The organism is Luteimonas soli, from assembly GCF_042648865.1.
Lineage (GTDB): Bacteria > Pseudomonadota > Gammaproteobacteria > Xanthomonadales > Xanthomonadaceae > Luteimonas > Luteimonas soli.
Genome location: NZ_JBHRYA010000003.1, coordinates 651766 through 664424 on the forward strand (window position 1 = coordinate 651766; position 12659 = coordinate 664424).

The 12659-nt window shown below is 69.3% G+C and carries 13 protein-coding genes; 6 read left to right on the plus strand and 7 right to left on the minus strand.

Going from position 1 to position 12659, the window contains the following annotated elements; genetic code table 11:
- Positions 1-38: 38 nt before the first annotated feature.
- On the minus strand, positions 39-1031 hold the full coding sequence (locus ACFONC_RS06195; RefSeq protein ID WP_386742838.1) for a LysR family transcriptional regulator: 993 nt from the start codon (positions 1029-1031) through the stop codon (positions 39-41).
- Positions 1032-1144: 113 nt separating this feature from the next.
- On the opposite strand from ACFONC_RS06195, the gene ACFONC_RS06200 reads away from it, so the two are divergent.
- Positions 1145-1723 carry an FMN-dependent NADH-azoreductase gene (locus tag ACFONC_RS06200; RefSeq protein ID WP_386742839.1) on the plus strand — a complete coding sequence of 193 codons (579 nt, stop codon included), beginning with the start codon at positions 1145-1147 and terminating at the stop codon, positions 1721-1723.
- 34 nt (positions 1724-1757) lie between these two features.
- Here ACFONC_RS06200 and serS read toward each other — a convergent pair whose 3' ends face one another.
- Positions 1758-3050 (minus strand): serine--tRNA ligase, encoded by a 1293-nt coding sequence (gene serS / locus ACFONC_RS06205; protein ID WP_386742840.1) that lies wholly within the window; start codon positions 3048-3050, stop codon positions 1758-1760.
- Positions 3051-3204: 154 nt separating this feature from the next.
- On the opposite strand from serS, the gene ACFONC_RS06210 reads away from it, so the two are divergent.
- Together ACFONC_RS06210 and ACFONC_RS06215 are read left to right on the plus strand one after the other, a co-directional pair.
- Positions 3205-3816, plus strand: coding sequence for an energy transducer TonB (locus tag ACFONC_RS06210; protein ID WP_386742841.1), 612 nt, complete (start codon positions 3205-3207; stop codon positions 3814-3816).
- Between the two features lie 89 nt (positions 3817-3905).
- Complete coding sequence (locus ACFONC_RS06215; RefSeq protein WP_386742842.1) at positions 3906-4472, plus strand: energy transducer TonB; 567 nt, start codon at positions 3906-3908, stop codon at positions 4470-4472.
- Between the two features lie 16 nt (positions 4473-4488).
- On the opposite strand, the gene aroA is transcribed toward ACFONC_RS06215, so the two are convergent.
- From aroA to serC, 4 genes are all read right to left on the minus strand, one after another.
- Positions 4489-5805, minus strand: a complete 1317-nt coding sequence (aroA, locus tag ACFONC_RS06220; protein ID WP_386742843.1) for a 3-phosphoshikimate 1-carboxyvinyltransferase — start codon at positions 5803-5805, stop codon at positions 4489-4491.
- A 91-nt stretch (positions 5806-5896) separates the two neighbouring features.
- Positions 5897-7012, minus strand: a complete 1116-nt coding sequence (hisC, locus tag ACFONC_RS06225; RefSeq protein WP_386742844.1) for a histidinol-phosphate transaminase — start codon at positions 7010-7012, stop codon at positions 5897-5899.
- Positions 7013-7090: 78 nt separating this feature from the next.
- Positions 7091-8254: a prephenate dehydratase gene (pheA, locus tag ACFONC_RS06230; RefSeq protein WP_386742845.1), complete on the minus strand. Its 1164-nt coding sequence runs from the start codon at positions 8252-8254 to the stop codon at positions 7091-7093.
- A 110-nt stretch (positions 8255-8364) separates the two neighbouring features.
- Positions 8365-9462, minus strand: coding sequence for a 3-phosphoserine/phosphohydroxythreonine transaminase (serC, locus tag ACFONC_RS06235; RefSeq protein WP_386742846.1), 1098 nt, complete (start codon positions 9460-9462; stop codon positions 8365-8367).
- A gap of 197 nt (positions 9463-9659) precedes the next feature.
- On the opposite strand from serC, the gene msrP reads away from it, so the two are divergent.
- Together msrP and msrQ are read left to right on the plus strand one after the other, a co-directional pair.
- Entirely contained in the window at positions 9660-10628 is a 969-nt protein-coding gene (msrP, locus tag ACFONC_RS06240) for a protein-methionine-sulfoxide reductase catalytic subunit MsrP (RefSeq protein ID WP_386742847.1), read from the plus strand.
- 19 nt (positions 10629-10647) lie between these two features.
- Positions 10648-11316, plus strand: a complete 669-nt coding sequence (gene msrQ, locus ACFONC_RS06245; protein ID WP_386742848.1) for a protein-methionine-sulfoxide reductase heme-binding subunit MsrQ — start codon at positions 10648-10650, stop codon at positions 11314-11316.
- Positions 11317-11415: 99 nt separating this feature from the next.
- Here msrQ and ACFONC_RS06250 read toward each other — a convergent pair whose 3' ends face one another.
- A complete protein-coding gene (locus ACFONC_RS06250) occupies positions 11416-12237 on the minus strand; it encodes an FHA domain-containing protein (RefSeq protein ID WP_386742849.1) in 822 nt (273 codons plus the stop codon).
- 87 nt (positions 12238-12324) lie between these two features.
- Here ACFONC_RS06250 and ACFONC_RS06255 point away from each other — a divergent pair, with 87 nt between their 5' ends.
- Positions 12325-12600 (plus strand): polyhydroxyalkanoic acid system family protein, encoded by a 276-nt coding sequence (locus ACFONC_RS06255; protein ID WP_386742850.1) that lies wholly within the window; start codon positions 12325-12327, stop codon positions 12598-12600.
- Positions 12601-12659: the final 59 nt, after the last annotated feature.

Consider the following 12659-nt stretch of genomic DNA (forward strand, 5'->3'; position numbering starts at 1 on the left):
GAAGCCGCTCCCACAAGGGCAAATACAGGAGCAGGCGGTTACGAGTGCTCGACGACTGCAGCCTGCGCCGCCTTCCTGGCAACGGGGCGACCGGACACCTCGTCGCAACCCTGGCAGTCCAGCCGCGACTGGTCGATCAACTCCGGCAGGCGCTCGGCGAGGAAATCGATGAATACCCGCACCGCCGGCAGCAGGCCACGGCGCGAGGCGAACACCGCGTGCGCGATGCCCTGCGGCAGGCGCCACTCGGGCAGCACCACTTCCAGTTCGCCCGCGCGCACGGCCTCGGCGCACAGGGTTTCGGGCAGCATCGTGATGCCCAGGCCCTGCTTGGCCAGCGCCATCAGCATCGGAAAATCGAAGCCGGACACGCGCGGCTTCAGGTCGATGCGCCGGATCTCGCCGTCCCTGCCCTGCAGTTCCCAGCGCTGGCGCACCTCGTCCTCGCTCATGGTCAGGGTGACGTGGTCGCGCAGCTGTTCGGGATCGGTCGGCCGGCCGGTGCGATCGAGGTAACCGGGGCTGGCGACCAGCAGTTCCTGGATCTGGCCGAAGCTGCGCATCACCAGGCTGCCGTCGTCGTCGAACTTGGTGCGCACGCGGATGGCGACGTCGAAGCCTTCGTTGATCACGTCCACGCGGCGGTTGCTCACGTGCATCTGCACCCGCACCTGCGGGTACTTGGCGAGGAAGTCCGGCAGCAGCATCGGGATCTGCTGCTGCGCCAGCCCCACCGGCACGCTCACCCGCACCACACCCCGCGGCTCGGCGCTGAGGCGGTCGACCACCTCGCGCGCGGCCTGCGCCTCGGCCAGCATCGACTGCGCGTGGCGGTACACGCTCTGGCCGACGTCGGTGACCGCGAACCGGCGCGTGGAGCGCTGCAGCAGGCGGACGCCCAGCTCGGCTTCCAACTGGCTGATGCGCCGGCTCAGGCGCGACTTGGGGATGCCCAGCGCGCGCTCGGCGGCGGCAAACCCGCCGTGGTCGACGACGGCGGAGAAGTAATAGAGGTCGTTGAGGTCTTGCATGGCAATAGTTCCAAATTTAGAACATTTAGTGATATTTGATCATGTTTATTCCAAAACAGCAACAACCTAATCTTCCCCGGTCGCGGCATTGCCGCCTACCGGAAGCCACCATCATGAAGCTGCTTCACATCGATTCCAGCGCCCTCGGCGCCAATTCCGCCTCCCGGGAGCTCAGCGCCGCCATCGTCGCACGCTGGAAGGCCGACGTGCCGGGGTTGTCCGTCCAGTACCGCGACCTGGATTCCGATCCACTGCCACACCTGGACGGCAACGGCCTGGCCAAGGCCGACCCCGCGCGGGCCGCGGAGTCCGAAAACGTGCTGCAGCAGTTCCTCGACGCGGACGTCGTGGTGGTCGGGGCGCCGATGTACAACTTCTCGATCCCGTCCACGCTCAAGGCCTGGATCGACCGTATTGCCGTCGCCGGCAAGACCTTCCGCTACACCGAGGACGGCCCCGAGGGCCTGGCCGGGGGCAAGCGCGTGGTCATCGCCAGCACCCGCGGCGGACTGCACGCCGATGCGCCCAGCGACTTCCAGGAGCCGTACCTGAAGTTCATCTTCGGATTCATGGGCGTCCGCGACCTCGAGTTCGTCCGCGCCGAAGGGCTGAACCTGTCGCCGCAGCATCGCAGCGACGCACTGGCGGTCGCGCACGCGGCGATCGGCGAACCGGTGGCCGAGGCGGCCTGACCGACCCTCGGGGCTCCGTAGGAGCGGCGGACGCTCAGGCGATGCGCTCGGCCCCACCCATGTACGGCCGCAGCACTTCCGGCACCTCGATCGAGCCGTCCGCCTGCTGGTAGTTCTCCATCACCGCGATCAGCGCGCGGCCGACCGCCACACCCGAACCATTGAGGGTGTGCACAAGCTCCGGCTTGCCAGTTTCCGGGTTGCGCCAGCGCGCCTGCATGCGGCGGGCCTGGAAGTCGCCGCAGTTCGAGCACGATGAAATCTCGCGGTAGGTGTCCTGCGACGGCAGCCAGACTTCCAGGTCCCAGGTCTTGGTCGCCGCGAAACCCATGTCGCCGGTGCACAGCAACACCTTGCGGTACGGCAGGCCGAGTTTTTCCAGCACGGTTTCCGCGCAGCGGGTCATGCGTTCGTGCTCGGTTTCGCTGTCGCCGGGCCGCGTCACCGATACCAGTTCGACTTTCTCGAACTGGTGCTGGCGAATCATCCCGCGCGTGTCGCGGCCGTAGGCGCCGGCTTCGGCGCGGAAGCACAGGGAATGTGCAGCCATGCGCAGCGGCAGGCGCGCGGCGTCGACGATCTCGTCGCGGACGGTGTTGGTCAGCGGCACTTCCGAGGTCGGGATCAAGTAGCGTTTCGACGCCGCCTCGCCCTCGCCCACCTCGGTCGCGAACAGGTCGTCCTCGAACTTCGGCAGCTGCCCGGTACCGCGCATCGAATCGGCGTTGACCAGCAGCGGCACGTTGGTTTCCTCGTAACCGTGCTCGCCGACGTGCAGGTCGAGCATGAACTGCGCCAGCGCGCGATGCAGGCGCGCGAGCTGGCCGCGCAGCACGGTGAAGCGCGCACCGGACAGCTTCGCTCCGGCGTCGCCGTCGAGCCAGCCATGGCGGGCGCCGAGCTCGACGTGGTCGAGCACCTTGAAGTCGAAGCTGCGCGGCGTGCCCCAGCGCGCCTGCTCGACGTTCTCCGACTCGTCCTTGCCGGCGGGCACCGAGTCGTCGGGCAGGTTGGGGATGCGCAGGACGATCGCGTCGAGTTCCGCACGGATGCCGTCGAGCTCGGCCTCGGACGCCTTGAGCTCGTCGCCGAAACCGGCCACCTCGGCCAGCAGCGCGGAGGCGTCCTCGCCCTTCGCCTTGGCCTGGCCGATCGCCTTGCTGCGCGTGTTGCGCAGGTTCTGCAGCTCCTGCGTGCGCATCTGGATGCGCTTGCGTGCCGCTTCCAGCCGCTCCACGGCCGCGGCGTCGAGTTCGAACCCGCGCGTGGCGCGCAGGCGTTCGGCAAGCGCGGCGGGGTCTTGGCGCAACAGGCTGGGATCGAGCATGGCGGGCGTGGTGTCGAAGGCGGAAAGCGCGATTATCGCGTGTCGCGCCGGAGATTGCCGCCACGACGCTATGCCAGAATGCGACGAGTCCCCGAATCCGGTCCGTCGCATGTCCTCGCCCGTCCCTCCGCCCCCATCGGGTCGCCGCAAATCCGTGCTCGGCCTGACGCCACGGGCCTGGCTGTACGTGGCCATCGCATTCGCGGTCGGCATCGGGCTGTTCCTGCTGATCTGGGCCAGGCAGCGCGGCACCGACGATTTCTATCGCGCCGACACCAGCCGCCAGAGCGCGGCCGGGCAGGTGTTCGAACCCCTGCCGCAGCCAGACAGCGGCGACGCCGGCCTTGACGACGCGCCACCCGCGGACGACGCAGCGCCTTCGGCACGCATCGTCGAAACACGGCCGCCACCGCCTCCGCCCGGCCCCACGGCGCCGACCCAGCCCACGGCACCCGCCGGGCCCGACGCTGTCGCAGGCCAGGCGGGCGCGCTCGACTCGCCGCCGGTTCCCGTCTCCAGGCCATCGCCGGAATATCCACGCGCCGCGCTGCGCCGGCGCGAATCGGGCAACGTGCTGCTGCGGGTACACGTCGGGCCCGACGGCGTACCCCAGGCGGTCGACCTGATCAGCGGCAGCGGCTCGCGCCACCTCGACCGCGCCGCCACCGATGCCGTCCGCAAATGGCGATTCCGCCCGGCGATGCGCGACGGTCGGCCGGTCAGCGGCGCCGTGCAGGTGCCGATCTCGTTCAACCCGCGCGGGTGACGGAAACCTGAACGCGGGCCCGGGCCGTGACGCGGCCTCAACCATGACTGTGGAACCCTCGCTCCGTCCTGAAGGAAGGAGTGCGCCGCATGTCGGACCCGATGAACGAACGCCCTGGTGATCCGCAGCCCCCGCCGCCGGAGGCCGAACGCAAGAGCAGCAGCCCGCTGATCTGGATCCTGATCCTGATCGCGCTGATCGCGTTCGCCTGGTATTTCTACAACCGCAACGCCGGCTCCGAATCCATCGGCGACCTGACGCCGCCCGCGGCGACCAGCGACGCCATGACCCCGGCCCCGAGTTCCCCGGCCGAGGGTACCGCCGGCGCGGAAAAGCCCAGGGCAAAGGCGCCGAAGAAGGTCGCCCGCGCCGAGCCGAAGGATCGCGAGGCGACGGTGCTCGACCGGCCCGTGCCGTCCTATCCGCCCGAGGCCTATCGCGCTCGGGAGGAAGGCACGGTGGTGGTGAAGGCGCAGGTCGACGCGCTGGGCAACGCCAGCGACGTCGAGATCGTCAGCCGCAGCGGCTCTCGCATCCTTGATCGCGCGGCGATGAACGAAGTGCGCAAGTGGAAGTTCAATCCGGCGATCAAGGACGGCAGGACCGTCACGTCGAGCGTGCAGGTCCCGGTCGACTACAGGCTCGACGAGCAGTAGCGCAACGCCGGCAACCTCAACGCGCGCGCAGGCCGAACCCGGCCTGTCGCGCGAGTTCGTCGAAGCCCGGGAACGAAGTGGCGACGTTGGCGACGTCGTCGATCGCCACGGCCCCGTCGGCCAGCTGGCCGGCCACCGCGAACGCCATCGCGATGCGGTGGTCGCCCAGGCTGTCGATCGTGCCGCCACGCAACGCACCGCCCCCGATCACCGCGCCGTCCGGGCGCTCCTCGACACGCACGCCCAGCGACCGCAGGCCCGTGGCCATGGCCGCGATGCGGTCGGACTCCTTGACCCGCAGTTCGGCGGCGCCGCGGACCACCGTCGTGCCCTGCGCACACGCGGCGGCGACGGCGAGGATCGGGAATTCGTCGATCATGTCCGGCACCAGTTCCACCGGTACCTCGATCCCGCGCAGCGGCGCATGGCGGACGACCACGTCCGCGACCGGCTCGCCGCCGTGGTTGGCGGCACGCTCTTCGACGATGTCCGCACCCATCGCGCGCAGCGCGGCCAGCAGGCCGGTGCGGCGCGGGTTCAGGCCCACCGCGCGCAGGCGTAGTTCGGAGCCCGGAACCAGCGTCGCGGCGACGATGAAGAATGCCGCCGAGGAGAAATCCGCGGGCACCGCGATGTCGGTCGCGCGCAGGCGCTGGCCGCCCCGCAGGCGCGCGAAACCCGGAGAATGTTCGATGTCGACGCCGAACGCGGACAGCATGCGCTCGGTGTAGTCGCGGGTCGGATGCGGTTCGCGCACCGAGGTTTCGCCCCGTGCGAACAGTCCCGCGAGCAGCATCGCCGACTTGACCTGCGCGCTGGCGACGGGGGATTCGAAATCGATGCCCTGCAGGCGCTGACCGCCGCGGATGCGCAGCGGCGGCAGGCCGCCGTCCTCCGCATCGATGTGCGCGCCCATGCGCGACAGCGGCTCGATCACGCGGTTCATGGGGCGCCGCGACAGCGACTCGTCACCGGCGAGCACGCTGTCGAACGACTGCGCCGCCAGCAGCCCCGACAGCAGGCGCATGCCGGTGCCGGCGTTGCCGCAGTCGAGCACGCCGGCCGGCGCGCGCAGGCCGTCGACGCCGGCGCCGCGGACAACCCGGCGCGACGCCGAAGGCACCTCGATGCGCACGCCCATTTGCGCGAAGATCGCGGCGGTGGCACGGGTATCGGCGCCCTCCAGGAACCCCTCGATGTGGGAAACGCCGTCGGCCAGTGCTGCCAGCATCACCGCGCGGTGCGAGATGGACTTGTCGCCCGGAACCGCCACCTCACCACGCAACGCAGCACCGCGAGTAGCGATCCAGTCCCGGCTCTGGAAACTGGTCATCGCAGCGTCCCGGGAAAGATTTTGTCCACGGATCTACATGGATCAACACGGATCAAGCGCTTTCCTTTTTGCCTGTCTGCTTTATCGATATTCATCCGTCTTCATCCATGGCAGAAAATTCGCTCTCAGATGCCAGGTCGTCCAGCCCTGCTAGCAGCCGGCGGTTCTCTTCGGCGGTGCCGATGCTGATGCGTGAGCACTCGGGCAGGCCGTAGCCGGCCATCGGGCGCAGGACGACGCCGCGGTCAAGCAGCGCTTGCTCGATCCACGCGGTGTGTTCGCCGAACTCGACCAGCAGGAAGTTGGTCTGCGATGGCGTCACCGACCAGCCGCGCTCGCGCAGCGCGGCGGCGAGCGCCGTCCGCTGCGCGGTGTTGGCGACCAGCGTATCGCGCAGCCAGTCTTCGTCGGCCAGCGCCGCCTCGGCGGCGGCCAGGGCGACCGTGTTGACGTTGAAGCTTTCGCGCACGCGTTCGAGCAGTCCGGCCACGTCCGGATGCGCGACGGCGTAGCCCACGCGCAGCCCGGCCAGGGCGTAGGCCTTGCTGAAGGTGCGCGTGACCACGAGGTTGCGGTGCGCCCCCAGCAGCGGCAGCGCCGAGCCGAAATCCGGTGCGTCGGCGATCTCGGCGTAGGCCTCGTCGACCACGACGATCGTGTCGCCCGGCACGCGTGCGATGAAGGCCGCGAAGGCATCGTGCGCGAACCAGGTGCCGGTCGGGTTGTTGGGGTTGGCCAGGTACACCAGCCGCGTGGCAGGCGTGATCGCGGCGGCGATCGCATCGAGGTCGTGTCCGCGCGGCATCCGCGCGTCGGTCGGCAGCGCAGGCGCGACCCGCAGCGTCGCACCGACGGCCTGCGCCGCGATCGCGTAGACCGCGAAGCCGAACCGTGACATCACCACGTCCACGCCCGGCCCGGCGAACACCTGGGCCAGCTGCATCAGCAGTTCGTGCGAACCGTTGCCGAGGACGAGTTGCGACGTATCGACCCCGTGCTTCGCCGACAGTGCACGCTTGAGGTCACCGCCGAGCGGGTCCGGATAGCGATGCAGGCCGGCCAGCGCGTCGCCCGCGGCGGCCAGCGCACGCGGGCTCGGTCCGCAGGGATTCTCGTTCGATCCCAGTTCCACCAGCCCGTCCGGCGCGAACCGCTGCCGCAGCGCCACCAGATCGTGTCCCGGGTCATAGGCCCGCAGCCCGCGCACGGCTCGCGCCGCGAGCCTCTCCGGCCAGTCGCCATCCGCTGTCCCGATTCCCGATTCCCGATTCCCCATTCCCGGCTCCTACGGCACCGCCACCGGATACGACCCCAGCACGCGCACGTCGCCGGCGAAATCGTCGATCTCGGCCAGCGCATCCTTCAGCGGCGATTCCTCCGCATGGCCGCCGACGTCGATGAAGAACGCGTATTGCCACAGCGCGCCGTGGTCGGGACGCGACTCGATCCGGTTCATGCTGATGTCGCGGCGCGCGAGCGGTTCGAGGATGCGGTACAGCGCGCCGGGCTGGTCGCGGATCGAGACCATCAGCGAGGTGCGGTCGTTGCCCGACGGCGGGAACGAGGCGCGGCCGATCACCAGGAAGCGCGTGGTGTTGTCGCTGCGGTCCTCGATCGGGCCGGCGATGACCTTCATTCCATAGACGTGCGCGGCGTTCTCGCCGGCGATCGCCGCGGCGTCGTCGGACTTCTTCGCCCGGCGCACCGCCTCGGCGTTGCTGGCCACGGCCTGGCGTTCGGCCCGCGGCAGGTTCTTGCGCAGCCAGTTCTTGCACTGCGCCAGCGACAGGCCGTGCGAGTAGACGCGCTCGATGTCCTCGACGTGGCCGGTGCGCGAAAGCAGGTACTGGTGCACGCGAAGCTCGACTTCGCCGCAGATCATCAGCGGGGACGTCAGGAACAGGTCCAGGGTGGACTGGATCGTGCCCTGCCCCGAGTTCTCCACGGGCACCACGCCGAAGTCGGCGGCACCCGAGGCGACTTCCTCGAACACCTCCTCCACGCTCGCCAGCGGCAGGGCCTTGGCCGAATGCCCGAAATGCTTGTGCACCGCCTGCTGCGAGAACGTGCCCTCGGGGCCGAGATAACCGACCTTCAACGGCTCCTGTTGCGCCAGGCACGCGGACATGATCTCGCGGAACAGGCGCACCAGCACCTCGTCCGACAGCGGGCCGTCGTTGCGGTCGACCACTCGCCGCAGCACCTGCGCCTCGCGCTCGGGGCGGTAGTACTCCACGGCCGCGGCGAGCTTGCCCTTGGCCGTACCCACCTGGTGCGCGAACAGCGCGCGCTCGGCGATCAGCGACTGGATCTCGCGGTCGATGCCGTCGATCTGCGCACGCACGGCGAGCAGGTCGGGCTTCGCCGGCTTACCGCTCGCCTTGGCGGCGGGCTTCTTCGTCGGCTTCTTCGGGGCTGGTGCTCTCGTCGTCTTGCGTGGCGGTGTCATCGTGTCATGTCCTCGTGGGAGCGCACCCGGGCGCGACCTCGCGTATGCATCTGTCACCGGACCGTAATCGCGCGCCCTTCGCGCCCAAGCGCGGCCCTGCGTGGCCTGCGTCAGCCACGGCGTTGCTGGAACTCGTGCATGAAACCAGCCAGCGCCCGCACCCCTTCCACCGGCATCGCGTTGTAGATCGAGGCGCGGACCCCGCCCAGCACGCGATGCCCCTTCAGCGCCAGCAGCCCGGCTTCCTTCGCCTCGGCGAGGAACGCGGCGGTGAGCGCGTCGTCCTGCAGGAAGAACGGCACGTTCATCCGCGAGCGCACGTTCGACGCGACCTCGTTGCGATAGAAACCGCCCGAGCCGTCGATGGCGGCATACAACAGCCGCGCCTTCTCCGCGCTGCGGCGCGCGAATTCGACCACCCCGCCCTCGGCCAGCATCCACTTGAACACCAGCCCGGCCAGGTACCAGTTGTAGCTGGGCGGCGTGTTGAGCATCGAACCGGCCTTCGCGTGCGAGGCGTAGTTGAAGATGTCCGCGCGCGGCTGGCCGGCGCGTTCGAGCAGGTCGCGGCGCACGATCACCACGGTGACGCCGACCGGCCCCAGGTTCTTCTGCGCGCCAGCGTAGACCAGGCCGAACTTCGACACGTCCAGCGGCTCGGAGGCGATGCTGGAGCTGAAGTCGGCGAACAGCGGCACGTCGCCCGTCTCCGGCAGCGCACCCCACTCGGGACGGAACTCGACGCCGTGGATGGTCTCGTTGGCGGTCACGTGCAGGTAGGCGGCGTCCTTCGACAGGCGCCACTGCGACGCCGGCGGGATGTCGCGGAAGCCGTCGGCCTCGCCGCTGGCCGCGACGTTCGCATCGACGTATGCCTGCACCTGCTTCAGCGCGACCTTGCCCCAGTGGCCGCTGACCACGTAGTCGGCCGCCTGCCCCGGCGCGGCGAAGTTGAGCGCCACCAGCGCCTGCTGGGTGGTCGCGCCGCCGGCCAGGAACAGCACCGCGTAGTCGTCGGGAATCGACAGCAGCCGGCGCAGGTCGGCCTCGGCCTCGGCCGCCACCCGCATGAACTCCGGGCTGCGATGGCTGATCTCGGCGATCGAGGCGCGCGCGTCGCCCCACTCGAGCAATTCGGCCTGCGCCTGGCGCAGGACCGGCTCCGGGAGCGCCGCGGGACCGGCAGCGAAGTTGTAGGCGCGCGACATCGGCAGTTCCTGTTGGCTGGATGACCCTGGGCTGACGGGCGGTCGCCGCCGCGCATCGGGAAACTCCCGCGATGCTAGGCTCGGAACGGACGACCACCTGCTGCGCCCCAGTATGCCGCAGCGCAACACGGATCGGCGGCGGAATTTTTGGCTGTTTCCGGCGTCATACCCAAGTCCCCGAACCTCCGGAACCTCCCATGTCCCTGCGAGACGCCCTGCGCATTCCCTCGTCCGCGATCACCGATGAATCCGTCTACCGGCAACGCCGGCAGCTGCTCGCGGCCTTCGCCGCAGCCCCCGCGCTCACGCTCACCGGCTGCGCCGAGGCGGAGCCGCCTCCGCCGCCGAAGACCGCCATCACCCCCGAGCAGGCGCGCTCGGGCTTCCGCACCGACGAAGAACTGACCACCTGGGACGACATCACCACCTACAACAACTTCTACGAGTTCGGCACCCGCAAGAACGATCCCTCGAACGCAGCGAAGACCCTGCGCACCCGCCCCTGGTCGGTGGCGGTCGGCGGCGAGTGCGCGAAGCCCGGCACGATCGCGCTGGACGACCTGCTCAAGGGCCTGAAGCCCGAAGAGCGCGTGTACCGCATGCGCTGCGTCGAAGGCTGGTCGATGGTGATCCCGTGGCTGGGCGTGCCGCTGGGCGAAGTGCTGAAGAAGTTCGAGCCCAACTCGAAGGCGAAGTACGTCGCCTTCACCTCGCTGGCCGACCCCAGGCAGATGCCCGGCGTGCGCTACCGCTCGATCAACTGGCCCTACACCGAGGGCCTGCGCATGGACGAGGCGATGCACCCGCTGACCCTGCTGGCCACCGGCCTGTACGGCAAGCCGCTGCCGCAGCAGAACGGCGCGCCGCTGCGGCTGGTGGTGCCGTGGAAATACGGCTTCAAGGGCATCAAGTCGATCGTGGAGATCAAGTTCGTCGAAAAGATGCCCGAAACCGCCTGGCACGACCTGCAGCCGTCTGAATACGGCTTCTTCAGCAACGTCAACCCGAACGTCGACCACCCGCGCTGGAGCCAGAAGACCGAACGCCGCATCGCCGGCAAGGCCAGCAAGCTGTTCGCCGACCGCATCGCCACGCGCATGTACAACGGCTATGGCGAGCAGGTCGCCTCGATGTATGCGGGGCTGGACCTGAAGAAATGGTTCTGAACCCGCGCGAGCCCGACTGATGCCACCACGCAAGACACCTGGCCGCATCATCGCCGCCAAGACCCTCGTCCACGCCCTCGCCCTCACCCCGCTGTCGATCCTGGCATGGCAGTTCTGGGACGTGTACAGCACCAACAGCGACGCGCTGGGCGCCGACCCGGTGGCCGAGATCGAGCACCGCCTCGGCCTGTGGGCGCTACGGTTCCTGATGCTGGCGCTGGCAATCACGCCGCTGCGCCAGCTCACCGGCAAGGCGGTCTTCATCCGCTTCCGGCGCATGATCGGCCTGTACGCGTTCGCCTACGCCTGCCTGCACTTTTCCGCCTACCTGGTGCTCGACCTGCGCGGCTACTGGACGCAGATCTTCGAGGAGATCGCCAAGCGCCCCTACATCACCGTCGGTTTCAGCGCGTGGCTGCTGCTGTTGCCACTGGCGATCACCTCCACCCAGGGCTGGATCCGGCGACTGGGCCGCAACTGGGGCCGGCTGCACAAGCTGGTCTACGCCGCCGGCGTGCTCGCGGTGCTGCACTTCTGGTGGCTGGTGAAGTCCGATATCCGCGAACCGGCGCTGTACGCGGCGATCCTGGCCGTGCTGCTCGTCTGGCGTGCGTGGAAGTGGCTGTCGAAGCGGCGGGCGTCCGCTCGGGCTGGGAGTGCGCTCAAGCAAAAACCGTCGGGGGCGTAGCCCCGACCTACGTCCCGGAGGGGATGGTTGGTCCGGACACGTACCCGTCGCGAAACGGAAGCAGTCGGGGCTACGCCCCCGACGCCCACACCGTCCCGCTCACCCGCTGCCGAACAACAGCAGCAACGCCAGCAACCCCGCGATCACCAGCGCAGCAAGCAACAGCCACGGCAATCGCCACGGAGACGCCGGCCGGTCGAGCCCGACATCGTCGCCTTCGACCACCTCCACCACCCGCTCGCCATCGTCGCGCACGTGCTCGCCCGGGCTGCGGCCGCGCACCGGCGCCTCGACCACGAACCTGTGGTGCGCGTCGAACACGACCTGGTCGCCCGGCCGCAGCAGCGCATCGCGCATCGGCTCGCCGTTGACCAGGGTGCCTTCGGCCGAGCCCAGGTCGCGCAGGATGATGTCGTCGCCCACCAGGTCCAGGCGCGCGTGCCGGTCGGCGAAGCTGGGATCGTCGATGCGGATGTCCGCGTCGGCGCTGCGGCCGACCAGGCGCGGCTGTTCGAGCGTGAAGCTGCGGCCGTGGTATTGCCCGCCCACGCCGCGCAGCACCACGCGCGGATCGCCCGTGGCGTCGGACGCCGGTTCATGCAGCGCCGCACCGGGCAACTCCGGTGCGGTCGAGCCGACCACCCGCATCTCCACGCCGTCGACGTAGACCGCATCGCCCACCCGAAGCATCGCCATGCGCCGGACCTCGCGCCCGTTCACGTGCACGCCGCGCGCGCCTTCGGCCACGGTCAGCCAGACGCCGCGACGGTCCACGCAAAACCTCACGCGGGCCGCCTGCGCGTCGTCGACCAGGCCAAGCAGGTCGTCCCGCCCCTTCAGCGGCCCCACGGCGTGCACGCCCGCGCCCAGGGACAGCTCGGAGCGGACGTCGTCGGCGATGCGCAGCTTCAGGTTTTCCATGCGGCGGCAATCTAGCATGCCGCCCGGCACTTGGATGGCGCCGCCGCTGGCCACAGAATGCGTGCATCACCATTCGCGGAGCCCGCCATGGCCGGCATCGACATCCAGCACAAGCATTCCCTTTCGCTCGCCAAGGCACGCAAGGGGGTGGAAGACGTGGCCAGGAAGCTGGCCGACAAGTTCGACTTCGAATACGGCTGGGACGGCGACGAGATGCACTTCAAGCGCAGCGGCGTCGACGGCAGGATCGCCGTGAAGCCCGAGCAGTTGCACGTCACCGCGAAGCTCGGCTTCCTGCTGTCCGCGCTGCAGGGAACGGTGGAGCAGGAAATCCGCAAGGTGCTGGACGAGAAGTTTTCCTGATCTGTCGATCGCCCCGGAAGCACCCGTAGGAGCGGCGGAAGCCGCGAGCTTTTGCTGTG

Bases quoted from the DNA above. Each gene is read 5' to 3' on its own strand.
- ACFONC_RS06195 (WP_386742838.1), bottom strand. From the start codon at position 1,031: ATGCAAGACCTCAACGACCTCTATTACTTCTCCGCCGTCGTCGACCAC.
- ACFONC_RS06200 (WP_386742839.1), top strand. From the start codon at position 1,145: ATGAAGCTGCTTCACATCGATTCCAGCGCCCTCGGCGCCAATTCCGCC.
- serS (WP_386742840.1), bottom strand. From the start codon at position 3,050: ATGCTCGATCCCAGCCTGTTGCGCCAAGACCCCGCCGCGCTTGCCGAA.
- ACFONC_RS06215 (WP_386742842.1), top strand. From the start codon at position 3,906: ATGTCGGACCCGATGAACGAACGCCCTGGTGATCCGCAGCCCCCGCCG.
- aroA (WP_386742843.1), bottom strand. From the start codon at position 5,805: ATGACCAGTTTCCAGAGCCGGGACTGGATCGCTACTCGCGGTGCTGCG.
- pheA (WP_386742845.1), bottom strand. From the start codon at position 8,254: ATGACACCGCCACGCAAGACGACGAGAGCACCAGCCCCGAAGAAGCCG.
- serC (WP_386742846.1), bottom strand. From the start codon at position 9,462: ATGTCGCGCGCCTACAACTTCGCTGCCGGTCCCGCGGCGCTCCCGGAG.
- msrP (WP_386742847.1), top strand. From the start codon at position 9,660: ATGTCCCTGCGAGACGCCCTGCGCATTCCCTCGTCCGCGATCACCGAT.
- msrQ (WP_386742848.1), top strand. From the start codon at position 10,648: ATGCCACCACGCAAGACACCTGGCCGCATCATCGCCGCCAAGACCCTC.
- ACFONC_RS06250 (WP_386742849.1), bottom strand. From the start codon at position 12,237: ATGGAAAACCTGAAGCTGCGCATCGCCGACGACGTCCGCTCCGAGCTG.
- ACFONC_RS06255 (WP_386742850.1), top strand. From the start codon at position 12,325: ATGGCCGGCATCGACATCCAGCACAAGCATTCCCTTTCGCTCGCCAAG.